Annotated in this window: 30 protein-coding genes and 1 riboswitch; of the genes, 13 read left to right on the top strand and 17 right to left on the bottom strand. The window is 49.4% G+C overall.

From position 1 onward, the window contains the following. Positions 1-73 precede the first annotated feature (73 nt). The gene (locus AC6R0L_RS03220) at positions 74-325 is read left to right on the top strand and encodes a TIGR03643 family protein (RefSeq protein WP_334553244.1); all 252 of its coding nucleotides are present in this window, start codon (positions 74-76) and stop codon (positions 323-325) included. A 102-nt stretch (positions 326-427) separates the two neighbouring features. Here AC6R0L_RS03220 and AC6R0L_RS03215 read toward each other — a convergent pair whose 3' ends face one another. Further along, a complete protein-coding gene (locus tag AC6R0L_RS03215) occupies positions 428-919 on the bottom strand; it encodes a VOC family protein (RefSeq protein WP_500628194.1) in 492 nt (163 codons plus the stop codon). 389 nt (positions 920-1,308) lie between these two features. On the opposite strand from AC6R0L_RS03215, the gene AC6R0L_RS03210 reads away from it, so the two are divergent. Beyond that, entirely contained in the window at positions 1,309-1,674 is a 366-nt protein-coding gene (locus tag AC6R0L_RS03210; RefSeq protein ID WP_487902769.1) for a winged helix-turn-helix transcriptional regulator, read from the top strand. A gap of 103 nt (positions 1,675-1,777) precedes the next feature. Here the strand turns inward: AC6R0L_RS03210 and AC6R0L_RS03205 are convergent, their stop codons facing one another. From AC6R0L_RS03205 to AC6R0L_RS03195, 3 genes are all read right to left on the bottom strand, one after another. After that, positions 1,778-2,317 (bottom strand): peroxiredoxin family protein, encoded by a 540-nt coding sequence (locus AC6R0L_RS03205; RefSeq protein WP_487902770.1) that lies wholly within the window; start codon positions 2,315-2,317, stop codon positions 1,778-1,780. Between the two features lie 87 nt (positions 2,318-2,404). Then, the gene (locus tag AC6R0L_RS03200) at positions 2,405-3,061 is read right to left on the bottom strand and encodes a DsbA family oxidoreductase (protein WP_500628193.1); all 657 of its coding nucleotides are present in this window, start codon (positions 3,059-3,061) and stop codon (positions 2,405-2,407) included. A 41-nt stretch (positions 3,062-3,102) separates the two neighbouring features. Then, the gene (locus AC6R0L_RS03195) at positions 3,103-3,687 is read right to left on the bottom strand and encodes an NAD(P)H-dependent oxidoreductase (protein WP_500628192.1); all 585 of its coding nucleotides are present in this window, start codon (positions 3,685-3,687) and stop codon (positions 3,103-3,105) included. A 652-nt stretch (positions 3,688-4,339) separates the two neighbouring features. Between AC6R0L_RS03195 and AC6R0L_RS03190 the strand changes: the two genes are divergently transcribed. From AC6R0L_RS03190 to AC6R0L_RS03180, 3 genes are all read left to right on the top strand, one after another. Continuing rightward, entirely contained in the window at positions 4,340-4,657 is a 318-nt protein-coding gene (locus AC6R0L_RS03190) for a hypothetical protein (RefSeq protein ID WP_500628191.1), read from the top strand. Positions 4,658-5,314: 657 nt separating this feature from the next. Continuing rightward, a complete protein-coding gene (locus AC6R0L_RS03185) occupies positions 5,315-5,572 on the top strand; it encodes a type II toxin-antitoxin system Phd/YefM family antitoxin (protein WP_005448240.1) in 258 nt (85 codons plus the stop codon). Beyond that, the gene (locus tag AC6R0L_RS03180) at positions 5,560-5,862 is read left to right on the top strand and encodes a type II toxin-antitoxin system RelE/ParE family toxin (protein ID WP_487903015.1); all 303 of its coding nucleotides are present in this window, start codon (positions 5,560-5,562) and stop codon (positions 5,860-5,862) included. The genes AC6R0L_RS03185 and AC6R0L_RS03180 overlap by 13 nt, the downstream gene beginning before the upstream one ends. 182 nt (positions 5,863-6,044) lie before the next feature. On the opposite strand, the gene AC6R0L_RS03175 is transcribed toward AC6R0L_RS03180, so the two are convergent. The 8 genes from AC6R0L_RS03175 to AC6R0L_RS03140 form a co-directional block, all read right to left on the bottom strand. Continuing rightward, a complete protein-coding gene (locus AC6R0L_RS03175; RefSeq protein WP_500628190.1) occupies positions 6,045-6,383 on the bottom strand; it encodes a cytosolic protein in 339 nt (112 codons plus the stop codon). Positions 6,384-6,548: 165 nt separating this feature from the next. Continuing rightward, positions 6,549-7,403: a DMT family transporter gene (locus AC6R0L_RS03170; protein WP_487903013.1), complete on the bottom strand. Its 855-nt coding sequence runs from the start codon at positions 7,401-7,403 to the stop codon at positions 6,549-6,551. Positions 7,404-7,523: 120 nt separating this feature from the next. Continuing rightward, positions 7,524-9,281, bottom strand: coding sequence for a bifunctional lysophospholipid acyltransferase family protein/GNAT family N-acetyltransferase (locus AC6R0L_RS03165; RefSeq protein ID WP_500628189.1), 1,758 nt, complete (start codon positions 9,279-9,281; stop codon positions 7,524-7,526). A 49-nt stretch (positions 9,282-9,330) separates the two neighbouring features. Continuing rightward, positions 9,331-9,771, bottom strand: a complete 441-nt coding sequence (locus tag AC6R0L_RS03160) for a YHS domain-containing (seleno)protein (RefSeq protein WP_500628188.1) — start codon at positions 9,769-9,771, stop codon at positions 9,331-9,333. A gap of 1 nt (position 9,772) precedes the next feature. After that, the gene (locus tag AC6R0L_RS03155; RefSeq protein WP_500628187.1) at positions 9,773-10,531 is read right to left on the bottom strand and encodes an NRDE family protein; all 759 of its coding nucleotides are present in this window, start codon (positions 10,529-10,531) and stop codon (positions 9,773-9,775) included. A 1-nt stretch (position 10,532) separates the two neighbouring features. Beyond that, positions 10,533-11,141, bottom strand: coding sequence for a hypothetical protein (locus AC6R0L_RS03150; protein WP_500628210.1), 609 nt, complete (start codon positions 11,139-11,141; stop codon positions 10,533-10,535). Between the two features lie 14 nt (positions 11,142-11,155). Further along, positions 11,156-12,283 (bottom strand): D-alanine--D-alanine ligase, encoded by a 1,128-nt coding sequence (locus AC6R0L_RS03145; RefSeq protein ID WP_500628186.1) that lies wholly within the window; start codon positions 12,281-12,283, stop codon positions 11,156-11,158. Continuing rightward, a complete protein-coding gene (locus AC6R0L_RS03140) occupies positions 12,270-12,866 on the bottom strand; it encodes a DedA family protein (protein ID WP_500628185.1) in 597 nt (198 codons plus the stop codon). Before AC6R0L_RS03140 ends, AC6R0L_RS03145 begins: the two co-directional genes overlap by 14 nt. A gap of 246 nt (positions 12,867-13,112) precedes the next feature. On the opposite strand from AC6R0L_RS03140, the gene AC6R0L_RS03135 reads away from it, so the two are divergent. Beyond that, the gene (locus AC6R0L_RS03135; RefSeq protein ID WP_334553205.1) at positions 13,113-13,442 is read left to right on the top strand and encodes a DMT family transporter; all 330 of its coding nucleotides are present in this window, start codon (positions 13,113-13,115) and stop codon (positions 13,440-13,442) included. A 104-nt stretch (positions 13,443-13,546) separates the two neighbouring features. On the opposite strand, the gene ribB is transcribed toward AC6R0L_RS03135, so the two are convergent. After that, a complete protein-coding gene (ribB, locus tag AC6R0L_RS03130; RefSeq protein ID WP_500628184.1) occupies positions 13,547-14,203 on the bottom strand; it encodes a 3,4-dihydroxy-2-butanone-4-phosphate synthase in 657 nt (218 codons plus the stop codon). 95 nt (positions 14,204-14,298) lie between these two features. Beyond that, positions 14,299-14,439, bottom strand: a riboswitch (FMN riboswitch). Positions 14,440-14,549: 110 nt separating this feature from the next. On the opposite strand from ribB, the gene AC6R0L_RS03125 reads away from it, so the two are divergent. Then, a complete protein-coding gene (locus tag AC6R0L_RS03125; protein ID WP_500628183.1) occupies positions 14,550-14,906 on the top strand; it encodes a VOC family protein in 357 nt (118 codons plus the stop codon). 49 nt (positions 14,907-14,955) lie between these two features. On the opposite strand, the gene AC6R0L_RS03120 is transcribed toward AC6R0L_RS03125, so the two are convergent. Further along, the gene (locus AC6R0L_RS03120; protein WP_500628209.1) at positions 14,956-16,125 is read right to left on the bottom strand and encodes an OmpP1/FadL family transporter; all 1,170 of its coding nucleotides are present in this window, start codon (positions 16,123-16,125) and stop codon (positions 14,956-14,958) included. 214 nt (positions 16,126-16,339) lie between these two features. Between AC6R0L_RS03120 and AC6R0L_RS03115 the strand changes: the two genes are divergently transcribed. Beyond that, positions 16,340-17,044: a DUF445 domain-containing protein gene (locus AC6R0L_RS03115; protein WP_500628208.1), complete on the top strand. Its 705-nt coding sequence runs from the start codon at positions 16,340-16,342 to the stop codon at positions 17,042-17,044. A gap of 105 nt (positions 17,045-17,149) precedes the next feature. On the opposite strand, the gene AC6R0L_RS03110 is transcribed toward AC6R0L_RS03115, so the two are convergent. Then, complete coding sequence (locus tag AC6R0L_RS03110; protein ID WP_500628182.1) at positions 17,150-18,064, bottom strand: DMT family transporter; 915 nt, start codon at positions 18,062-18,064, stop codon at positions 17,150-17,152. A gap of 85 nt (positions 18,065-18,149) precedes the next feature. Here AC6R0L_RS03110 and AC6R0L_RS03105 point away from each other — a divergent pair, with 85 nt between their 5' ends. The 3 genes from AC6R0L_RS03105 (at position 18,150) to AC6R0L_RS03095 (ending at position 21,661) form a co-directional block, all read left to right on the top strand. After that, positions 18,150-19,061, top strand: coding sequence for a LysR family transcriptional regulator (locus tag AC6R0L_RS03105; protein WP_500628181.1), 912 nt, complete (start codon positions 18,150-18,152; stop codon positions 19,059-19,061). 179 nt (positions 19,062-19,240) lie between these two features. Beyond that, entirely contained in the window at positions 19,241-21,196 is a 1,956-nt protein-coding gene (locus tag AC6R0L_RS03100) for an alkyl/aryl-sulfatase (RefSeq protein WP_500628180.1), read from the top strand. Between the two features lie 9 nt (positions 21,197-21,205). Then, on the top strand, positions 21,206-21,661 hold the full coding sequence (locus AC6R0L_RS03095) for a hypothetical protein (protein ID WP_487903001.1): 456 nt from the start codon (positions 21,206-21,208) through the stop codon (positions 21,659-21,661). Between the two features lie 191 nt (positions 21,662-21,852). Here AC6R0L_RS03095 and AC6R0L_RS03090 read toward each other — a convergent pair whose 3' ends face one another. After that, positions 21,853-22,701, bottom strand: a complete 849-nt coding sequence (locus AC6R0L_RS03090; RefSeq protein WP_500628179.1) for a pirin family protein — start codon at positions 22,699-22,701, stop codon at positions 21,853-21,855. A gap of 176 nt (positions 22,702-22,877) precedes the next feature. On the opposite strand from AC6R0L_RS03090, the gene AC6R0L_RS03085 reads away from it, so the two are divergent. Beyond that, the gene (locus AC6R0L_RS03085) at positions 22,878-23,117 is read left to right on the top strand and encodes a hypothetical protein (protein ID WP_500628178.1); all 240 of its coding nucleotides are present in this window, start codon (positions 22,878-22,880) and stop codon (positions 23,115-23,117) included. A gap of 38 nt (positions 23,118-23,155) precedes the next feature. Then, on the top strand, positions 23,156-23,569 hold the full coding sequence (arfB, locus tag AC6R0L_RS03080; RefSeq protein WP_500625438.1) for an alternative ribosome rescue aminoacyl-tRNA hydrolase ArfB: 414 nt from the start codon (positions 23,156-23,158) through the stop codon (positions 23,567-23,569). 149 nt (positions 23,570-23,718) lie between these two features. Here arfB and AC6R0L_RS03075 read toward each other — a convergent pair whose 3' ends face one another. Next, positions 23,719-23,955, bottom strand: coding sequence for an HP1242/YdcH family protein (locus AC6R0L_RS03075; protein WP_334553188.1), 237 nt, complete (start codon positions 23,953-23,955; stop codon positions 23,719-23,721). Between the last annotated feature and the right edge of the window lie 140 nt (positions 23,956-24,095).

The raw sequence follows: 24,095 nt of genomic DNA, 5'->3' as shown, positions 1-24,095 counted from the left end.
CGTTTCACTCGCCAGACTTGAACCAAGGTCCATCTCAACGCGTAGAAGGTCAAAAACCCTCTGCGAGTGATTAATGAATCTATCTCAAGAAATGCAATCCCGAGTCATCGAAATGGCTTGGGAAGACCGAACCCCGTTTGAGGCTATTGAGTGGCAATTTGGTCTCAATGAATCCGCTGTTATTCAGTTGATGCGTCTCCACCTCAAACCACGCAGTTTTAAGCTTTGGAGAGCAAGAGTCAGCGGACGGGCGACCAAACACCTCCAACGCCGAGATCCACGCGTTTCACGGGCCTATTGTCCCACGCAATACAAGCTGCGTTAGCCCAGGCGACACAGACAAGCACCAAACTCATATAGATAAAAAATACCCACTAGAGCAAATCTCTAGTGGGTACGAATATCATCGCTTTAGCAAGTAAACGAATTACTCGTAATCAGACGCGTAAGTGTCTTCATAAGAGTGCGAGTAGAACTCAAATAAGTTACCAAACGGGTCTTCTAGGTACACCATTTGCGCTTGCTTAGAATCATCTTCTGGATGGTAACGGTGAATATCCATTCGCACTTTACCGCCGAATTCTTCTACGCGCTTGATCGCTGGATCAAATTGCTCTTTAGGGAGTTGAAGACAGAAGTGGAAGATACCTAGGCGAGAGAAATCAACCTTGTGGCGCTCTTCACGGTCAACCATTTCAAACAGCTCAACACCGATCCCATCGGTTGTCACTAAGTGAGCAATGTTAAACCCTTTAAATCCTTCACCAAAGACAGCAATACACATACGACCGATCGCAGATTCGCGCTCTTCGATCACTTTGGTGTTGTTCATCACAATGCGAAGACCGAGTGCTTTCGTGTAGAACTCGACCGCTTTGTCCATATCGCCCACCATGATACCAACGTGGTTCATTTTCATAACTTTCTCCAAAAACTGATTTATTTATTGCGTGTTTTGTTTCGATAGGGAGAAGTATATGGATGACAAAAATAAATGAAAAATTATCGATAATTATAAAAATAATAACGAAAGTTTATATATCTGTATTGTCACGAGAAAAGTGAATCGAAATGGCCGAAGAAAAACGCACTCTATAGCCTTCTTATGCAGATTTTCATGTCAGTGGTTACCGCTCGTCATGCACCAGGTTACTAAAAGTATACTGATTGCATTCAATCTCTAGGTAACTAATATATACCGGAATAGACTTACAATTAGGTGCCCACTCGTTCACCTATTCGATGTGGGTCTTCAATCACTATGAGTGACGTTTTTATTATCATTGCTGATAAATGACGCGGGGCTGTATGAAAGCAAAAGTTGAAGTTGACCCAAAAGGGCGTAAGAGCGTTGTTGATGCCTGTACCGAACCTTGTGCGATCGAAAAAGGTATGAGGATTTTGGGCTCCAAATGGAAAGGCTCCATCATCTACCATCTCAAAGATGGCCCAGTGAGGTTTAATGATCTTTCCAGAATGCTGGGCGGCGCAAGTAAGAAGATGGTCGATCAGCGTCTAAAAGAGCTAGAAAGTGAAAACATGGTAATACGTCGTGTGCTCAATGAAAAACCCCTGGCAGTCAGCTACGAACTTACTGAGTTTGGGCGCAGTGCGTTATCGATTCTTGATGAATTGAGAAAATGGTCTGAAAGCAACAATGTGCAACTCAAATAATGAATGTTCCGCTGAAATAGCGAGAGTAACCTTCATCGCTTCCCCTTTATAACGTAGCAAGGCAACCTAAACAGGTTGCCTTGTCGTATCTCGAACTGACGGCTCAGTCGTCTAGCGTGCCACGGATAGGGTAATGGTTATCTGGATTGCGAATCCATGCCAAACCTCGAGTCAGTGCTCCAAGTTCTGGCCTTACAAACGGGTTATTGGATAGATCAACCACGTGTAGGTTGCCGTGTTCATTGACAACAAACAACCCCGGCTCTGCAAAGTTATGGTCGGTTTCAGCTTCGGAGCGTGGTAGCGATATGTAAAGCCCTAATGTCTTCATTTGTTGCTCAGTAAGACCGTAGGCGATTGGGAAACTGATATCGAGCTTGTCTAGGTGTTGCTCCAATTGTTGCTTCGAGTCAGCAGAGACAGCCAGAATATCAACGCCCGCCTCACTAAAGGCTTGTTTATAGGTCTCAATTTCATTCAGATACTTAGTGCAAAGTGGGCAATGTTTACCACGATAGACAAACACCGCTTGCCATGTTGCATCACCTTGAGGCTGGCCTAGCTTGACTGTGGTTCCATCCAGCTTTGTTGCCTCTAATGTAGGAAAAGCGTCACCCGCTTTGAGTTTTTGTGAGTAAGTCATCTCGGCTCCTGGGATTGAAGTCATTACTAACTAGAAAAAACGATAAGATACCAATAGACCAGTTGCAACCAGTATACTTTTAGTAACCTAGCTTTGATTCGTCTGAGCCATTAACTCAGTTAAGATCTGTTTGTAACCTTCCACTGGATGCGCACCAGACACCGCATGTTCTCTGTTGAAAATTACCGTTGGCACACTCGATATGCCCAGTTCTTGCCATTGTTTCTCAGTACTGCGGATTGAGTTACGTCGCTGAACATCATCTAGCCAGCGCATCCCTTCTTCAGGATCTAGGCCTACAGTGATGAGCTCTTGCTTGAGAATCTCACGGTCAGAGACATCTTTCTGTTCACTGAAAAATGCGCTAAATAAACGTATTTTTAGCTCAGTCTGCTTGCCTAAGCTCTTGGCGTAATCGAGTAAAAGGTGTGCATCAAACGTATTTACCATCTTCATGTCATCAAAGTAGTTAAACTTGAAGCCATGTTCAGCGCCAATGCTGGCGATACGAATGCGCGCGTTGTGACTTTCCTCTGCGGTACTGCCATATTTACGAGCAAGGTGATCTCGAAGGTTTTCACCGTCAGCAGGCATATCCGGGTTCAACTCAAAAGGCTGCCACTCGATCTCGATGCGATCTTCAATGCCGAGTTGTTTGATCGCCGCTGTTAAATGGTTGTATCCGATGATGCACCACGGACAGACAACATCACTAACAATATCGAGCTTAATTGTATTATTCATATGGGTCCCCTACTTAAAGCACTGTGCTCAAAACAATCTTCTCAAAAGTGTGCGTCTAAGTGTGCTTCAAAGCGAGCAAAATCGTTCTCAATGTCGGCGTTTTTCATCACGTCGTAGCAAGCAAAGGTTGGCAGTGCAGACATACCAAAGAAACGGAAGTTTGCGTGCATGTGGAACATCAAGTCATCCACACTACGACCTTGGAACAAGTACTCGCTATCATCATTAAATGACTCTTCTGGTGCATTGAATGTGAAAGAGAGCATGTATTTTGTATTGGTACGAGTGCCGCCTGTTCCATAATTTTTCTTTGGCTCTTCCGGCGTTCGACCATCAAAGGCACACAGCGAACCGCCCATCCCCGCCGTGAAGACATCATCCATGTATTTTTTGAAAGACCACGGAATCGTCATCCAGTTGACAGGCGATTGGAGTATTACTCGGTCTGCCCACTCAAAGTTCGCCAGTTGTTCATCCACTACGATGTCATCTTGCATTGTGACAACGCGAACGTCATGACCCTTTGATTCTAACTGGGTGCGAGCTTTCTCTACTAAAGCCGCATTGAGTTTGCCTTCAGAAAATGGAGATGGCTCGTGTGCGTTAATGATTAGAACGTTACTCATGATATTAACCCTTCAATAATTGGCTGTATGACAAAGCGAGCAATAATCTCGCTGTGTTGCGGTTTATTATGGTTACCTACATTGCGAGTGCAATTAGTTAACTTTTAGTAACCACCCTGACGGTTGATAAAAATTACATTAACTACATGTTTAATATGACTTAATTTTTTTGCATTGGAGCAGACATATGAGGGGAAAGGCGACTCTAGGTTATCTCAAGTAGACGAGCTGAAATTATTGGTGGGTTACCGCGGGTTTAGCATCAGGAGATAAAAGCACTGCTAAAAGAGAGAATAGAAAGAAATGAGTAGTCTGTTATCTTGTGACCAGATGTTCCCCCCGCTTTTAATGATTTATGAGCTGCAACTGTGCAATTTTTCGTCGCTCATTGTTGCCTCGCTCCTTCTCAGGACCTGCGAACAGAATACCTGATCAGCACACCAATAGGCCAAGTCAATCTAATCCGTATTTTGATCTCTTATACTACGAAATTTTCCGTAGCTCGCCCCCAAAATTACAAGTCGATTCACACAACAGGCTGATATCAGTTAAGTTTCATAACAAATGGCAGAAAAATATACGGAATTCAAAGGCTGAAAAAGTCCGTCTATAAAGCGTTAGCTGACACCTACATAATTGAGATAGGAGTATTATGAAAGAGGATTTGAGAATATATGCCAAAGGCTTGGCATTTACTGGAGGTAGTTTTAGCCTGCGCTCTCTCGATGTACTTATTTCAAATTATCGAAAAATTCTAGATCAACTCATAGCTGTTAGTTTAGGAAAGTCTAAAGCGGATAGACATATACGTGAACAAATTGACTATCAAGTAGAAATTAAAGAAGGTTCTATTGAGCTGTTGGTTGATTTCGTTATGAACAACAAGGAGCTTTTGCGCCTCTTGCCGCCGACGGTGGTTATCAACTATCCAATACAATTGTTTCATTGTACAAAGACGCTATTGCGTTAAGGGATGCTGTTGCAAAAATCGCGGACAAAGGATTACAAGTAAAAATTAATATATCTAACTGCTTTAATATTGCCAGTATTAATCACAGTAGTAATGTCAGTTGCAACCTGAATGATGGTTCGATCTTAATTGGTGACCCGAAGATTTTACTAGCTGCGCAAACGACCAAATCTGCCGTTGATAATGTCATAAAATCTATAGATGGCTTAAATGTAGAATATGTCGACTTTGGTTCGGGTGTAAATGATCTTCGATTAACTGAAAAAAAATAAGAACTTACTAGGTCGTCGCAAAGAGGAAATACCCACGACACTCAATATTATCGGTCGATTGGATATGATTTCCGTCAGCAGTCACCGAGGTGCAATCGTATCGGATTGTCAGCGTTTTAATGTCACTTGGGATGAAGAGCTTAGGGACAAACTATTGAAAGTTGTTGATGTTGAGGCAACTCAGTTTAAAGCTAGACCCGTAATTGATCATAAATCATTAAGTGACAAAGAAATTGGTTTCCATATCGTCGACTGTTCGCAGTTGCAAATTGACTTAAACGTTTAAGTTAATCAGCTAACAAGTTACTCAAGTGGCCGTCATGGAGCTTGCTATACTCAAAGTGATAGAATAGTATCACTTTTGTATTCCTTTGGAGCAGCTCTCATGAAAGTAGAACTAGTTACATCACTCAAGCGTCAAGCAACTAAGATCCTCGCAGATCTCCACGACACAAAAGAACCAGTGTTAATTACTGAACATGGTAAGCCATCCGCGTATTTAGTTGATGTTGATGATTACGAGTTTATGCAAAATCGTTTGGCTATTCTGGAGGGTATTGCGCGAGGTGAGCGCGCACTAGCTGACGGCAAAGTGGTGAGTCATGATGAAGCCAAGGACAAAATGTCAAAATGGCTGAAATAATCTGGACTGAGCCAGCGTTATCTGACCTCAATGATATCGCTGAATACATAGCACTTGAAAATGTCTTAGCGGCAAAGCAGTTAGTACAAACGATTTTCTCTAAAGTCGAACGCCTAGAAACTTTCCCTGAATCAGGTCGTATTCCGCCAGAATTAGAACATTTAAGTTATCGTGAAGTTGTCGTTAATCCATGTCGTGTTTTCTATAAACAGGACAGTGACAAAGTCTATATTCTGTTTGTTATGCGTGCTGAGCGAGATTTGCGTAAGTTCCTGTTGAGTAAGCAATAACCTTTGGGGATGAGCGCCATACAAGTGTTTAAGGATACAAGATACTTTTCCTCATCTGACCTGATAGCTTTGGGCCGATGAGCTAAGAAGGTTTTGTCCAAATACGCGTTAGCCCAATACAACCCGGCATTGAGATAACCGCAGTGATGGAAAGTCAGTGATGTCAGTGCCCTGATCAAGGCTCAATCTATCCGAGTAATAAACGTCTGCTCGTCATCCACAAACGCGACAAAGCCGCCGTGATAGATAAACACTCGGCCACGTCCCTCTACTAAACAAGCGAGCTGTGGGTTCAGATCTTCTTGGTTGCCTTGGCTTTGAAAAGTCCCGGTGTCGGTGATAACGCCACTGAGCCTAGGCAAATAACCGTACGTGCGCTTAGCTTGATCAATCAAACTCAATTCGCTGGCGGTAGAAAAGCAACGGGGTATCTCACCTGCGTCTTCAATGAATAACGTTTTAAATTCTTCAAAAGCGGTAATCACCAGCCAGTCGATACCGTTTACATGATGGATGAACATAGTGTTTCTCGTTGATTTTGACGCGCGGATCTTATCACTATCAGGGGCAGCAACTCTATAAATAGGTGTTCTTGTTTCAGATGGAGCGTACGCGTGACTCTGATGACATGGCTTTCGAACCAAGAAGAGTCGAACATCGACATCTGCAAATAGTCTTCATCACTTTCACTCCGCCTTCGCCACAAAAATCACCGCAATCCCGCCGAGCACCAAAGCCGAAGCCAATACAGCGCTAAAGGTGATGGACTCACCAAGCCCAATAGAGCCGGCGAGAAAGGCGATCACCGGAACGGCGAGTTGTGCGATGGAGGCCTTGAGCACGGTGATCTGCTTGAGCACTTGATACCAAAGGATATAACCCAATCCTGAGGCGGCGATACCCGAGGCAAGCGCCCACATCACGCCCGAAGAGGTTAGGGTGACATCCATAAGCAGCACCGGGCTGGCGAGCAGTGCGAGGAGGCTGGCGAGAATAAATCCGTGGGTAATCGCAACGGATGCGACACCGCTTTTTTTGCCAAGCACGGTAAACATCGCCCATGCAACGCCAGAGGCCAACATCAAACTCGCTGCGCCAAGGCTCGGTGATTGCGCGGATGGCAGCATTAGAACCACAAAACCTGTCACCGAAGCCAAAATACCGACTTTCTCCAGCCTACTCAGCGCATTGCCTGACGCCACGTGATAGGCAATTAACGTCATTTGCACCATACCAAACAGCAGTAGCGCGCCCGTCCCTGTGCTGAGTTCGGTATAGGCGTACGAGAAACACACCGCATACACAAACAGAGCGATAGCAGACCACCAACTAAGCGACGATCGGAGAAAACCGAGCGACGCCTTACCGTGAAAGTGGCCGCGCATAAACAGCAAAAGGGCCAAAGTGACCGCACCAGAGAAGAGACGCAGCAAGGTGAAGCTGCCCGGGTCAATCGCGCCGCTTGCCAAGGCAAGACGACAAAAAAAGGAGTTGGCGGCAAAGGCGATAAGCGCCAAGCACAAGGTCATCATGTGGGGCATAATGCGAGAAAATCCAATCTAAGAGGGTATGAGCGTCCGTTACGAGAAGCGCCAGTATACCCCAGCACTTAGTGCGCGCGAGCCAATAAGCCCGCGCGGTTTAGTCGAATCGTTTATGACTCATGCCTTTCGGTTATGGTGGCTTAAATACGCCTGCGCGCACTCTCTGCCCATGTACTTGCTCAAGGTTCTGGCGGGTAATGACGTTAGATCAACCACAATCAAACCATCTAAGGCAAAATGAAAAGCAGGGTCAACATTGAAGCAGACTAATTTGCCATTTAACCCCAGATATTGCCGCAACAGGACCGGCACCCCTACCCCACGCTCTAAGCGCTGCAACACTTTAGACAGTAACGGCAGTTCGGCCAATGAACTGAGCATGTCGGGTCGCCAGAAGGTGTTGCCGCTCTCTTTCAGTGGCGTGGTGGGTCGAACCAGTTTCGCCTTGTCTTGATCGTAATGATGCACCGTCATCACCGATGCGATGAGCTGGCGCGCCACTGGGCTGTAATCGTTGCTAATGCTGACAGGCCCAAACAAATGGGTATAGCGGGGGTGGCGCGCCACAAACGCCGCAATCCCTTTCCAAAGGAGCAGCAAGGAGTGCAGATTTTTTTGGTATTGCTCGGCGACCACTGAGCGGCCAAGTTCGATGGATTGCCCCAACTGGCCAACAAACGCGTGATCGTACTCAAACAGGCTGCGAGAATAGAGCGCCTCAATGCCGCCTTGCGCGGTGAGCTCATCCACCAAACCGAGTCGATAAGCGCCCACCAACGCGCGATCGCTGCGATGCCACACAAAGAGTTGATGGTATTTGGGGTCGAAATCGTCGACATCACAGCCGCGTCCTGAGCCTTCACCGACGGCGCGAAAACTCTCCTCTCGTACTCGCCCGATCTCTTGCATCATGCGCGGCATCCTTGCGGTGGGCACGCAGTAGACCACAAACTCGCCCTGTTCGAGCAGTTGAAACTCGCCGAGCGTCGCCATCTCTTGCTCGAGTTCTGCCACGGTCATCGGTGCGATGATCGGCTGCTGGGCACTTTCAGGAGGTCGCCGAGTTGCCGTATTCTCCTCTCGACTGCCCATCAAATAGGTATTCAGCCGCAGATAATGCGTCAGTTGCTGATCATCATCGAAATGTTGCAGTTCAGAAAACGGGATCGGCGCTCCGACCGAAACAGAAATGGTCTGCCCGGATTTATTGAGCAGTTCACGCCCAAGCATGGCCGTTCTCAATAGCGGATGCACACGACCGGCTTGATAGAACCATTTGCTGTTCATGCCTTGAATAAAAATAGGTACGGTTGTCGCCTCGGCATGGCGGACAAACTTCGCCACCGACTGGCTCCACGCTTTATCGGTGATTTGCTTCGCATCGGCTTGCCATGCCGACACTTCTCCCGCAGGAAAGAGAATCAACACTCCGCCCTCTTTTAAGTGCTGATTGGCCTCAGCAATCGCGCGCCGATTGGTGGTTCTTGCCCGCTCACCGCCGAACACATCCACGCCGATGAACAGTGAATCGAGCTCTGGTATCCGCTTAAGCAGCTCATTAGCCAGCACTTTGACATCTTTGCGCACTTGCGCCACCAGCGAGGCTAAAATAATGCCCTCAATACCGCCAAATGGATGATTCGCGACAATCACCACAGGGCCTTCCTGTGGAATGGACGACACACTGCCGTGATCAACTGAATACTGAGTGCCGATTCTCGCCAGCGCTTCATGCATAAACTCAAAACTGTCTTTTGGCAGCGCCGCTTGTTGATACAAGGCATCCAACTGCGACAAACCGGTCGCCCATTCAAGCGCTCTTTCGCCAACACCGAATGGGGTTTTACGTGGTAAACGAAATGGACTGGCGTACATAATCACATCCTCTTGATGAACAAACGTGGCGCGTCAACTCGCCGCTGGTCTATTGAGCAATCAAACCTGGCCAGTTTTGGTCAGCTTGTTGAATGTGCAGAGTGCGCGCGCTGTCCCAGCGCCCTTTGATGTCCGCGTTGTAATTGAGGTACAACTTGCCGTCGACAATTGCCCACTGCTCAGGATCGGAAGGGGCAAAATCGCTCTTCTCAGACACCGCCCAAGCACAATAGCCACCATACTGCGGAGCGTACTTTTCCGGCTCTGCTTCAAACATAGCTAAGTGCTCAGCGGATGAGAACAGCCACTGCGCGCCTTGGTATTCTGTTGTCCATTGGCTGTCACCTTTGACCGCTTGGCCTTGAGTGAAATACGCCACGGTATCGTAGCCGCTGACCGCCTTATTACTGAAAAATGAGGTGGAGATAAGATCCGCCGCGTTGGCGGAGACGCTAACCAAAAGCAGCGCAAATAAACGTAGTAGTTTCATGTCATGACTCCTTGATACTGGTGGGTAGGTCAATACTGGTTGGCACGCGGTAGTGGCGTGCATTTGGGGATACATCGGCCAAAGGGCCTGCGTCGATCGCTTGATAGCCCATGATTTTGTCGGTAGGACTGACATGGACGGTCGTAATACTGACGGTGCGCGCGTCTTCTCTGGCCATCAATGGCGAGAGATGAGGCCGCTGGGTATCGTGTCGGGTATGAAAACGCTCACCGAGCGTGTCATCATTCGACTGAGAGGCCAAGTCAGCAAACAGGCTAGTGCGGTAGTCGAGCGCGTCATAAAAGAACCGACCGGACGAGACAATCGGCGCCACCGCACGATGATGGCTGAGCGCTTGACCATCCCACGTCCACATCACGGTTTCATTCGCGTTGCGACGAGTATCGAACGAGACCACAGTAAACGGGGCATAGTGACTCAAGTTCAGTGCCAGCATTCTTCTGTCCACTTCTTGACTCGATACACTGCTGGCAAGCTGCTTAACGATTTGCCCGCGACTTGTCAGTGGTCCTTGGGGCATCTGCCCTTGGTAGAAGTTGAGCAGACACACAGTCACGCCATACTCATTGGTCGCGATCCAACTGCCACCGCCTTCTGGATCAAGTGGCATTAGGCAGTTAACCTCCTCCAACTGCATGGCTTGTGGCTCAGTGGCGGGCTGACGAGTTCGCTGCTCATCGCGGTTGAAGTAGACGCGGTAATGACTCACGCCGTGATAGGTCCAAGATAAGGTGCACATGTTATTGAGCCCTCTGATAAGTCGCGGTCGCCGGAGCCATGCCAAAACCCGATTCCACCTCGATGCCGCGCAGTGACGCCACCACTTTCGCCATCGCAAAGTGATGAGTGGCGTGCAACGCAGCAAAGGTAATCTCGCGTGCCAAGGTGGATTCCACCTCTTCGACTTGACGCTGAGACATCATCACTTCCGATTCCACACTCACTCGCGCTTCCAGTGCATCTGGCGGCAGTTGGCATAGCCAATCCACCAGCTGCGCTATCTCTCGCTCTGCCACGCGGCAATCTCGCTCGACGGGATGGCCGCGCCGACGCACGTTGTAATCGATTTTGCTCATGTCGCTGTTTGGTGTTGCTTGGTCTTGCCCCTCTGCATGGCGAATGGCATGAAACAGATCCAACCAATGGCGAAAATGCTCACCAATCGAGCTCGATACATGGGGCGCGGCTAACGCAACGTAGTCGTCATTGCTGAGCACACTGAGAAACCGTTGACCTTGGTGCAAGGTTTCAATGCCGCCTAGCACCGCGCCAGAGAGGGTCGCCCTATGTTTGTCGCTGAGCGTCGCTCTCGCGGTGAGAGCGGGTGAAGAGGTCATCGCTTTTTTCATCATCATTCCTTTGATCAATCCGTCATGGGGTAGCGCTGCGTTAAGGCTTTTTCCTCTCGCCAAGCGTTGAATAACGCCACCAGAGAAGGTGTGTTCACCCCGCGTTGCTTATGCTGAGAGCCAATTCGGTACAACAAGCGGTACTGTGTCAGTAAGGTGCTGAAGATGTGCAGCAATGGGGTATCGCTATCCCAGATGTGCGCGGCTTCACTGCTCGCACCATTGATTTCCAAAATATCAAAGCGCTTGCCCTGCATCAGCGCGGTGATGGTGTCGAACTTGACGTCAAGACGGCCGTAGTGAAACCCTTCAAACTCACCCAGCACGTCATCGAGCGTCGCTTCCAACTCCGGTGTGATAAAGGCGTTGCCGTTGCGAAAAATCGCGCCGCGAGAATGACTGCCCGCAAACGCCAACGGAAACTCTTCGCCCTGTTCCACCACGCTCTCTAACTTGGCCTCATGACGCGGCAAATAGAGATGTTGCAGTCGCCCAGCGCGCGGGCAGCGGGCGATCAATTCTCTAAGCGTCGAAACACCATCGCCTTCCACAAAGGGGGAGTATTTGAGTGTCATCGAGATGACTTTACCGCGCTTCTCTCCTGGCTGGCGAACGTAAAACAGCCCTGCTTCTGCGCGGTAACGGGATTTTTGTTGCAAAAGAAAACGGCCACAGGCAGGAAAATGCGCTAAGTAACGCGCCAAATCGTCTGAGCCGTTGATGAGTTTGACCCCAGCGCCGCGACAACCCAAATCAGGCTTGGCCACCAGCGGGAAATCTAGCCCGGCGTCATGCAGCGCCATCATCGCGTTATTGAGATCTTCGGAGTTTGACGAGTCACCCACTTCGACAGTGATGTAGGGCAAAATCCACTGGCGGGTTTTCCCTCCAGCACTGGCGAAAATGTCGCTTTTTGACTCGCCCACCATGCCGCTTAACTTGATGGCAGGGTTAGCGATAAGTGGCAATGCCCAATCTCGGTGCCTTGCGCTGAGGAGCGCGCTTTGCACCACAACCGGCGCATAAAAAAACCACGCAGGCAGAAACTCAAACGGCGAAATCACTCTTTTTGGCTTGCTCAATACGGGCATCCCTGCATTGACCTTCCCTTGCGGGATCACTTCCACATCACGATTGTGCATTCTGTTCACTTCTCCAATACTGTTGCGCTGCGCGGTTTAATGCCCACAGCGCGAGCAATCCTACAGGTATCATCAACCAGCGAGTCCAGGCATCCTCACTGCCTATCCAACCGCCCACTTGATAGAAAGAGGTAAAGATCAGTGCCGTCCACATGGCAGTGGCGATAAAAACGGCCAAAAGAAACACCGGCAACGCTATGCCTAGAAACCCACTGACGGTGTAACTCACGCTGCGCATTCCCGGTACAAAGCGGACGATGAACAAGGTTACAAAAGCATTGGCATTGAGCGTTTTACACAGCCGACGGGCTCTATGATGTCGAAAACAGCGAACCTTCAACCAACTGATGCGCTGTGCTAATCGCCCGAGGCCATAGAGCGCCAAATCGCCGCTGGCAATACCAATAAAGATCGCCAGCAGCGCCCACTCCACCGCCATCACTTGATTAACCGACAAGGTCGCTGCCGTCACCAAAGCGAGATCTTCAAGTAAATAGGAAAGGAGGATCAGCGCGATCATCATCCACCCCAGTGAATGGGGATGAGACAAAATCCAAGCGTTGAGTGTGTGTGCCATATCCATCTGCCTTCTCTGCTCCCTGATAACCACCGCCACTAACGGGGGAGAATCACAGTGAAAAGGACTGTAAACCCCGCGATGCAGCGATGCCTTATTGAACAAGATAGGGAATGGACGGAGAAAATTTCATGACAGGGTAGATTTGTGTCGGACAAGAAGCATCGACCTCTTAGTCAGACTTGCCGCCATCGATAGGAAATGGCACCATCCCTTGCGGTTTACAGGCGTTCGTAAAGTAGAGGAATGAGTATGGGTTATTGGTATCTAACCATTGCGATTGTGGCAGAAGTGATCGCGACGGGCGCGCTGAAAGCTTCAGACGGGTTTTCCAAGCTCACGCCCAGTCTCTTGGTCGTGGTGGGGTACGGCGTGGCATTCTATTTTCTCGCCATGGTATTGAAGACCATTCCCGTAGGCATTGCGTATGCGATTTGGTCGGGGCTCGGCATTGTGTTGATCACCGCTGTCGGTGCGGTGGCGTTCGGTCAAAAGCTCGATTGGGCGGCAGTGATTGGCATGTTATTGATCATCAGTGGCGTGATTGTGATGAACGTCTTTTCTCAATCGGTCAGTCATTAAAGGGTAGTGATTGACTCAGTCAGGCAAAAATAGAAAGGTGTGGTTTTGAGGCCACACCTTTTTGCTTATCTATTGGTATTCTAGCTTCGCTTATCGCAGGCGAATTACGCCAGTTTCAACTCGTGTTGCTGGCGATAGAGCACCATATCTTCAATGGTCAGAACTGGCATCGAGTGCAGTTTCCCAAACGCGACAATCTCCGGCGTTTTACACATGGTGCCATCTGGGTTCATCACCTCACACAATACGCCAGCAGGTTGCAAACCCGCCATTTGCATTAAGTCGATGGTGCCTTCAGTATGACCACGACGGGTCATCACCCCACCTTTGCGCGCGCGCAGCGGAAATACGTGTCCTGGGCGCGCTAAATCGTCAGGCTTCGCGTTAGGGTTTGCAGCGGTTTTGATGGTGGTGACGCGATCTTGCGCCGACACGCCCGTCGTCACGCCCACTTTGGCCTCAATAGAGACGGTAAACGCGGTTTGATTGGCGCTGTTATTGTTTTCAACCATCGGTGGCAAGGCCAATTTGTCAGCTTGCTCTTCGGTCAAGCACAAGCAAACAATACCGCTGCATTCGCGGATCATCAGCGCCATCTGCGCATCCGTTAAGTGCTCAACCGAGTAAATGATATCCCCTTCGTTTTCACGATCTTCATCATCGATTAGCAGCACACCTCGACCTTCACGTAAAGCCGTCAATGCGCGTTCAACGCGGGTAATTGGGTCGCCGAATTCGGCAAGTAGTGATGACTGATTCATGGTTAACTCCTAAATTTCACCAGAATCAGGGCATAGAAGAGTTCTAGCGTCAGCGCCAGATAAACGAAATCGCCCCCACGACGGTGGCGGCTTGGTTTCATTCTCTCTCATCCGGACTGTAACCGTCGGCTCTGGCTTCTCACCAGATCTGCTGACCTCGACGTATCGAGCGCTCGCGGGCTCACCCTTTCGGGCATACCGCCGGTGGGGAATTTCGCCCCGCCCTGAGAATAAAGTAATCGCTGCTTGTGCAGCGCGCTGATTGTAGCGCGGCAATTGATAAATGCCAACGCTCCACACAGGGTTTGCGCTAAGATAACGTCATACACCCTGCAAGGAGCACAGCATGCCTCAACACGAGAAACTCAATTACGTCGAATTAGCCGCCCACGATCTTGAAGCCACCAAAGCCTTTTTTAGCCAAGCGTTTGATTGGCGCTTCACCGATTACGGCCCCGACTACACGGCGTTTGCCGACCAAGGGCTCGACGGCGGGTTCTTCCGAGCCGACGCCAAGAGCCAGACCGCATCCGGCGGCGCACTGTTGGTGTTCTATAGCCAAGACATCGAAGCAACACTGGCCAAAGTGATCGCCAGTGGCGGCGATGTCATCAAACCCATTTTCGATTTCCCCGGGGGCTGTCGATTCCACTTTCTAGAGCCCAGCGGCAATGAGTTTGCGGTGTGGTCTGAGGGCCGATAAACAGCAAAGCCCTCACGAGGAGGGCTTTGTCATCAATCACACTGGCGGATTAGAACGTCACGTTTAGACCAATAAAGTGAATACGGCCGTCGAAGGTACCTTTGATACCTACACGTTCAATGTCTACTTCACCTAAATCAGCGTATTCGTAGAACATGTCAAACGTGTACCCATTCCACTCGGTTGCTGCACCCACTGAGTAACGCCATTGCTCGCCTACTGGCACGTCAACCCATTGTAGTGAGGCGTCGTTTTGCGGTGAACTTTCGTAAGAGATACCCGCTTTTAGACGCCAGTCCGCGTTGAGGCGGTAATCTGCGCCCAATGCTAGTTTCCAAACGTCGCTCCAATCGCGTTCAATTGAAGCATCAAGTGGATTACCTCCAACCGTTAAATCCAGTGGTAGCTCCTTCCAATCGCTCCATCGATGCCATTGTGCGCTGGCCAACAGGTTTAAGTCCGAATTAACGCCCCAACGAGCACTGAGGTCATAAATAGCAGGGAGCGATACTTCCGTAGACGCACTAGTAATTCGGTCACCATTTAGAGCACCATTAACTCTAGCATCTAGCTTATGCTTTACTTTTGAGCGGTAGCTAAAGCCAAAATCCAGGTCGTCATTGTGACGGTACATTGCACCAAACGTCAGGCCCATCGCCCAATCCGTTTCTTCCTCGATAGACATAATTAGCGTGTCTTGCTCAAACGACACATAGTTGATTTGAGCGCCTGCACCCACAGACCACTGCTCATCAATTTGGTAAGAGAGCGTTGGGTTAATCTGAAGTAGCATCAATGTAGTGCTTTCTAGAAACGGAGCACCTGCCCATTGCTTACCGTAGTCAAGGCTTGAGCCACCTGCAGCGCCAAAACCAATACCAAAGTGCATCTCATCTGTGATTTGACGAGCGTGGAAAACTGCCAGTGCAGGTTGCGTAGTCTGAGAAGAACCATCAAAAGCAGAATGACGATCAGAGTTGTAATTCAACTTAAGATCAAACCCCATCGCATTCACTGTCGTCTTGCTCTCGCCCATAAATGACATCGTCGCTGGGTTGGTCCACATTGCCGCAGCAGAACCGGTGTAAACACCATCACCTGCACCTGTAGTACCTGCATTCGCCACCACGGCTTCTTGAAGTAGAATACCGCTGGCACTTGCCATCGCAGAGGACAACGCCACTGCCGTCATAAATGGCCATTTCATTGAACGAGCAATTGAGTTGGGTTTGAACATAAAAAAGTCTCACTGAAAGTGTGCAATTTAAAAACTGCTACTAGTGTAGAGAGAGTTCCCCTTTTTTTCGGAATACCGATTATTCCAACCCTTGCTGTGACGCTTATCACGCACTGGTTGATTGAATCCGCCTTGGTGTATACTGCGCTTCACCCATTAACACCTTGATCGTTATCATCTTATGAACAAGCAACCTATCAACAAAAGTCTACTCACCAACCTCATCGCCCTTGCACTACTTGCTGGCGGGATTCAATCCGGTCATCAGATCGCGTTTTATGCGGGTCTGTTTGCCTTTTCAGGCGCCATTACCAACTGGTTAGCTGTCCACATGTTGTTTGAAAAGGTGCCGGGGCTGTATGGCTCGGGTGTAATACCTGCGCGTTTTGAAGAGTTTAAAGCCGCCATCAAGCAGCTGATGATGAGTCAATTTTTTACCGATGAAAATATCGACAAGTTCCTCAACAAAGAGATGGCCGGTGAGCACTCGCTCAATCTGCAACCTGTGATAGAAACCATCGACTTTAACCCCACATTCGATTCTTTGGTTGAGGTGATCGCCAATTCATCCTTCGGCGGCATGTTGGCGATGTTTGGTGGCAGTGACGCGCTGGCACCACTTAAGCAGCCTTTCGTTGAAAAAATGCAGCAATCGGTGATTGAAATCAGCCAGAGCGATAACGTCAAGCAAGCGATCAAAGCGCAGCTTGAAGCGCCTGCCATGATGGATGAGATAAAACAGAACATTGAACAAATCATCGATCAACGCTTGAATGAATTGACACCTGCGCTAGTCAAAGAGATGGTGCAAACCATGATCAAACAGCACCTAGGCTGGTTGGTGGTGTGGGGCGGTGTATTTGGCGGCTTGATTGGTGTGGTGTCGTCGTTTTTTGCCTAACTGACACGCCTTTCTACTCCCTATATTGAGCGCCAGCAACACTGGCGCTTTTTTGATCCTCAGTTATTTTGCGTGGAGGCTTGGGCTGGATTTGAAGCGCCAACGCTAGTGCTGCCCAGACTCCCTTCGCAGCGAAGTCAGCATCACACTGAGCAAAATTAACCCCGCGCCGAGACTTTGCGCGAAGGTAAACGTCTCTTGCAGCCACAACATGGCAAACAGAGCGCCGAAAAGTGGCTCGCTGCCCATCAACAGCGCGACACGAGTGGGAGAGGTGCGGCGCACCGCGTAATTCTGAACATAGAAAGCAAAGAGAGTGCAAAACGCGACCAAATACAGCAGCGTCACCCAGAAGGTGGACTCAGTGGGCAGGTGCCATTGAGATTGGGGCAACGTGCTCAAGACCAAGATAGCGGCAACGCCAGCAACAACCGCTGATTGAATCGCGGTGAGTGTGGTGGTGGTCACGGCGCGACCGAGACTGAATCGCTTGGTGGTGGTCACCATCAGTGCCCGTAGCAGCGCCGCAAGTAGAATCAGATAATCACCCAGTGTGAAATCGACACGCGCCCCATCGCTACCGGTGAGCAGCAGTACGCCAACCACGCTGGCGACACACAACAATACCAAAGACCAGGCGACCTTCTTGCGGTTCACCAACACTTCAGCCAGCGCAGTGAATAATACGCAAAGACTGATTAAAAACGCCGCGTTCGACGCTGTGGTATGCGCAACGCCAAACACTTCACACAGGAAAATAGCACTTAAAATTGCTCCGGTTGGCAGCGCAACCACCCAATCTTTGTTGAGCCCTGCTTTGAAATCTCTCACCACCAATGGCAACAACACCAAGGCGGTGATGGAAAAACGTAACGTAATGAACATTAACGCCGAGGTGTAAAACAGCGCACTTTTAGTTAACCCATAGCTGGTGCCCCAAAAGATCGCCACCAGCAGCAGTAATCCTTCGGTAATGGGTAGCCGCTGTGCGAGCGGCAGAGTTTGCGTTCCTTGCATCATTTTCTCCCAGAGTGGTTGACCCTTCCAGTATCCACAAGTAACTTAACTGAAACAATTGGTCGATTTTGCAAAGGATAATTGCACCATGGACATGAATAAACTTATCCCCTTACTGGCTGAAATGGCGGTGTTTGTTACTGTGGTGGAAGAAGGAAGCTTCGCCAATGCGGCGGTGAAATTGGGCGTGGCGCCCTCATCGGTCAGCCGCTCACTGCGGCGCCTTGAGACAGCGCTGAAAGAGCAGCTCTTGGAGCGCACCACGCGTCAGATGCGATTAACCGCCACAGGGCAAGAGGTGTTCCACCTTTGTCAAACCATGCTAGGGCAAGCCAAACTTGCGGTGAGCGCAGCACACGCCAACAAAGAGGCGATCGCAGGGCCGCTTCGCGTTGCCGTACCGAAAGCGCTTGCCAAGCAAGTGCTTATGTCACCCATATTGACGTTTGCTAAGCAGTACCCCAACGTCAATCTGACCCTTAAAGTGGAAGACCGCTATCTCGATCCCATTCATGACGATGTCGATGTGGTCATCCACATCACACCGAATCCTGTGGAAGGTTTAGTCGCGGTAACGCTTGCCCCTTGCCAACTGTTACTGTGCGCCAGTCCAGAGTATCTAGCGAAGCATGGTACGCCCGCACACCCCAATGATCTGCGCCATCATCAATGTCTCTGTTTGGGTGAATCCCCCAAAGATCGCATCTGGCGGATGACTCAAGGAACACAAACGGTGGCTGTCCCTGTCAGCGGTCATCTTGCCGTGAATCACAGTGAGATCCGTCGCCAAGCCGTACTCGAAGGGCTGGGCATTTCGCTGTTCCCTGAATTTGTGGTCAAAAATGAGTGCCAACAAGGCGTTTTACAACCTATTTTGAGCGACTGGCAATTAGCTGGCAGCTACCAAGGTCATATCGTCGCCCAATATCCACAATCGCCCTTTATCCCTTCTCAGGTCAAAGCGTTCGTCGCGCACCTGAAATCAGCGCTCGCGCTCTGATCAGCGAGTCAATCATAAGGTAAAGGTGAAATACCATTCCAAAAATTAAGGATATAGAGGTTCACAAATGTGAGATCTTCACAGAAATTTCACATTAAGGTGGCATTTGTAGTGTGAATTGTATCACTCTTCACGTATGCTTAACTTGCTCATAAAAGTGCATATACAAGGAGAGTGCTATGAAGCGAATGGGAGTATTAGCCATGGCGATACTAGTGGCCACCAATGCCACTGCGTCAGAGCCCAAACCCGCGACACAGGCAACGATTGATGCGAATAACCAACTCAAGCAAAGTCTGCCATTCAGTGACACCAAAGATTTCGATGACGCGCAAAAAGGGCTTATCGCGACTCAGGATGTCGTTACCATTAAAAACCAAAACGGCGATGTTGTTTGGGATTTAGAAGCCTACAAAAAATACATCGGCCTTGATAAGCCATCACCCGATACCGTCAACCCAAGTTTGTGGCGTAATGCGCAATTAAACATGATCAACGGCCTGTTTAAGGTCACCGATGGTATTTACCAAGTTCGCGGCTACGATTTGTCGAACATCACCTTTATTCAAGGGGATACAGGCTGGATCGTATTCGACCCACTCATCTCTCAAGAAACCGCAAAAGCGGCACTCGACTTCATTAACAGTGAACTCGGCGAGCGTCCTGTTGTGGGTGTCTTCTACAGCCACAGCCACATTGACCACTTTGGTGGGGTGCGCGGTATCGTCGATGAGCAAGATGTCATCGACGGAAAAGTGACCATTATGGCCTCCCCTGGCTTTACCGAGCATGCCGTATCTGAAAACGTGATTGCAGGTAATGCGATGGGTCGACGCGCAGTGTACATGTATGGCGCCCTGCTTCCACGTAACGAAAAAGGCGGCGTCAACGGTGGCTTGGGTCAAACCACGTCAACCGGTCTTGCGACCATGATTGCCCCAACCGACACCATTGAGAAAACCGGTGACGAACGCGTGGTCGATGGCGTGAAAATGGTCTTCCAATACACGCCAGGCACAGAAGCACCGACTGAGATGAACGTCTGGTTCCCTCAGAAAAAAGCGTTGTGGATGGCGGAAAACACCACCAACACCATGCACAACATCCTTACACTCCGTGGCGCTCAAGTTCGTGATGCGCTGAAATGGTCAAGCTACTTGCAAGAGACCATTGAACTATGGGGTGATGATGTCGAAGTGAAATTCCAAAGCCACCACTGGCCAATGTGGGGCCAAGGCGACATCGTCAAATACTTCAAGAAACAGCGTGATATGTACAAGTACACGCATGACCAAACGGTCCGTTTGATGAACCAAGGTTATGTGGGTTCTGAGATTTCTGAAATTATCCAATTCCCAGAGGAAATCGACAAGACCTGGAGCAACCGCGGTTACTACGGCACCCTACGCCATAACAGCCGTGCGGTTTATCAACGTTACATGGGCTGGTACACCGGTAACCCATCAGATCTGAACAACCTGCCGCCAACCAACGCTGCTGTGAAGTACGTTGAGTACATGGGCGGCGAGCGCGAAGCGATCAAAAAAGCACAAGCCGACTTTAACGCGGGTAACTATCGCTGGGTCGCGGAAGTGATGAAACACGTGGTGTTTGCTAATCCACAGAGCAAAAACGGTAAAGCACTCCTTGCTGATGCCTATGAGCAGTTGGGTTACCAAGCGGAATCTGGCCCTTGGCGTTCTGTCTACTTGCAAGGCGCTTACGAGCTGCGTAACGGCACACCAAGTGCGGGCGGTACCAACACTGCATCGCCAGATATTATCAAGAACATGCCACCAGAAATGCTGTTTGATTATCTCGCGGTACGTTTGTTACCAGAAAAAGCGGCTGGGAAGAACTACGCCATCAACATTAACTTCACTGACCTAGATGAGAAGTACACCTTGTACGTTGAGAACTCTGTGCTCAATCACACTCATAAGCAAGCAGAGAAGCCGGATGTGGCGTTGACGCTGACCAAAGCGACACTGGATGACGTCCAATTGGGTAACATCACTCTTGAGCAAGCCATTGCTGATGGTTCTATCACGCTCGACGGTGACGGCGATGTGTTCAAAGACTTTGTCGGTATGCTCGATACCTTCAACTTCTGGTTCAACATTGTGACACCTTAAGGAGGCGTTATGATGAAACAGGTCGCGACGTTGCTCACCTGCTCAGTCATCACGCTGGCAAGCCCAATCAGTTGGGCTTGCTCTTACGATGGGTTGTTCAGCAACCCATTTAGTGAGAGCTATCCTGGGGCACTGGATGTCTCCATCGCCACGCAAAAAGCGTTACGTGCACAGTCTATCCAATTGCCTGAAAAGCTTGATGGCGCCCAAGGCCTAAGACGCGCCAGTTGGTGGCTCAATCTGATGGTCGACATCTACCCAGAGTTACCGTCTGGTACGTATGTGTATCTGGTCGACAGACAGTTGTGGTCGCAGCGCAGTGAGCAAAGCATGGTCGTCCATGTCACGCCACCACCGCAGGGTGTTAACGTTGTCCAGTTAAGCGAGGCCGCTTTGCATAACTTGATTTCTAACCAGATCTCACTTGAGCAGGCGCGTGAATTAGGCTTGCTGACCGAAAGCTAAGCAACGCATTATCAAAAATAAAAAGCCACACCCTAGGGTGTGGCACAAACAAAAAGTAAGGCAGTGGATTATTCACTTTTTGCACTGACCAGTCGCCAATTCGGCAACCGAAATTCTTCGATTCATTTCGACTCGATTTTGCCTAGCAGGCGCCATTTCTGCCCCTCTCAGCCATGAGCTTTACGACCTAATCAATAGGTCTCAAATACACCCTGATTGTAGTCGCGCACTGCTTGTTCAATCTCTGCCATGCTGTTCATCACAAAGGGGCCATAATGCACGACCGGTTCATTGATGGGCTCACCGACAAACAACAAAACGCCAGACTCTTTGTTGGCGCTCAAGGAAGCCGACTCGCCAAGAGTCAACAGAGCCATTTCACCTTGGTTTACGCGTTGGCCACCCAATTGGATCTCTCCTTGATAGACAAACAGCATCATATTGTGATGTGCCGGTGTGCCAATGGTGACCTGCTGACCAGCTTGAGAGCACCAGTCTGTCACGGACAGGGGCACACCCGTATCGGTCAGTGGCCCTTGCTGCTGCTCATCGTCAATCTCGATCTCACCCGCTAAGATACGAAACACACCTGAATCCTTGCCGACGTACTCGGTAATGGTTTCTGGCTGAAAATCAAAGTACTTGGCGGGCTGCATTTTGTTTTTGGCGGGCTGGTTGATCCAGATTTGAAAACCATGCAGATCGCCCTCTTCCATAATCGGCATCTCACTGTGGATCACACCACGACCTGCGGCCATCCACTGAGCACCACCACTGCGTAGCTCTCCAACGTTGCCCATGTGGTCACGGTGCTGGAAGTGCCCTTTCATCATATAAGTCAGGGTTTCAATACCACGGTGAGGATGAGGTGGAAACCCACCGACATAATCAGCTTTTTGATCAGATTTCAGTTCATCTATCATCAAAAATGGAGAAAATGCCGTGTTGTTAAATCCAGCGACACGCTGAATTTTCACACCATCGCCGTCAGAGGTGGCGTGGGCAGGGATCAGTTGGCGAATTTGTCGTTGGGTGGTCATCACAGGTCTCCTGTTAGGCGATGAAAACAGTGTATCGCCTCTTATCACTAAAGAAGACTCGGTCAGGTTGAGCTAGATATTCGAAATTTTTGAATAATGAGAGACCTCTCGCCACTGCCATCGCAATAAGTCGTTACTATCCAGCCAGTTAGCATAGGGAATAAGGAGCGCCGGATATGAGTCTTCGATTCTGCCCGCAATGTCAGTGTGAAACCGAGCACAAAGAGTGCATCAAGCAAAAGCCCTCGCCGTATGGAAAAAGCCGAAAAGAAACCGTAAAAGCCTTTTTCTCTGGCTTTTTTAGCGGTATGGTCGTGGGCCAAGCGTTGGCCTCGTTAGAATTGATTGATCGCTACGAGGAGTGCCAAACGTGCGGGCATCTGACACTTGATAACCACGGAGAAGAATTTAAGTAGCCACAACAGCTTCAGCGCTGTCGGTTCACTGTATTGTCATGTTAGTTATATCCAATACCGTCACCTTGAGTGACTGGGAAATCCAATTAACCGCCATTCGCGCTCAAGGCTCTGGCGGCCAGAACGTGAATAAGGTGTCATCGGCCATTCACTTGCAGTTTGACATCCAACGCTCTACCTTGCCCGATGTCTACAAACAGCGTCTGTTAGCGCTGTCCGACTCTCGCATTTCAAAAGAGGGCGTGATTACCATTAAGGCGCAGCAGTATCGCACCCAAGAACAAAATCGTGAGGATGCCCTGACCCGCCTAGCCGACCTGATCCGCAGCGCGATGGTGGTACAAAAGAAACGCCGCCCAACCAAACCGACTCGCGCCTCCAAAGAGCGTCGTCTGAAAGCCAAAGGCATCAAGGCTAGTACCAAAGCACTACGCGGCAAGCCCTCGTTCTAGTGCACCGTAACGGCGCTTATCCAAACAGTTAATCGGAGAAAGACAGGCCTGAAGATCAAAAAAGCTCCACGCATGACATGGAGCTTAGGTCTACCCAAGTCGGAGCAACACGCAATACCATTCGCTCACGTCATCAGGGATGGGCGGCTTTATTTATGAAGTTGTTGGAATAAATCGTCTTTCATTTGCGCGCGACGCAGTTTGAGAGTGTGCATTTCTTCGTCGCTGATAGGAGAGTCTCGAAGTTCGAGGGTACGTATTTGTTTGTCGATGGCGTTGTATTCTTTCATCTGGTCGTTGAAGTTTAGGTCGGTTTCTGCGAGCGATAAAATGTCATCCTTATGCTCTGGAAACTCTTTGAGTAGAGAATGGTCTTCACCTAGCATATTTGCACCTCGTCCTGTCGGTTGTGTTGTACATTTTTTAACCTTAGCACCTCTTGCCGATCAGAAATGGGACATTCATCGATTTGTCAGGATCCGATCCATTATCACTCGGTGATAAACTCGGGTTTAACCGCAAAGAC

Source organism: Vibrio sp. R15-SG3-ISO1A, from assembly GCF_059833955.1.
This window is presented reverse-complemented; position numbering and strand designations above follow the sequence as displayed.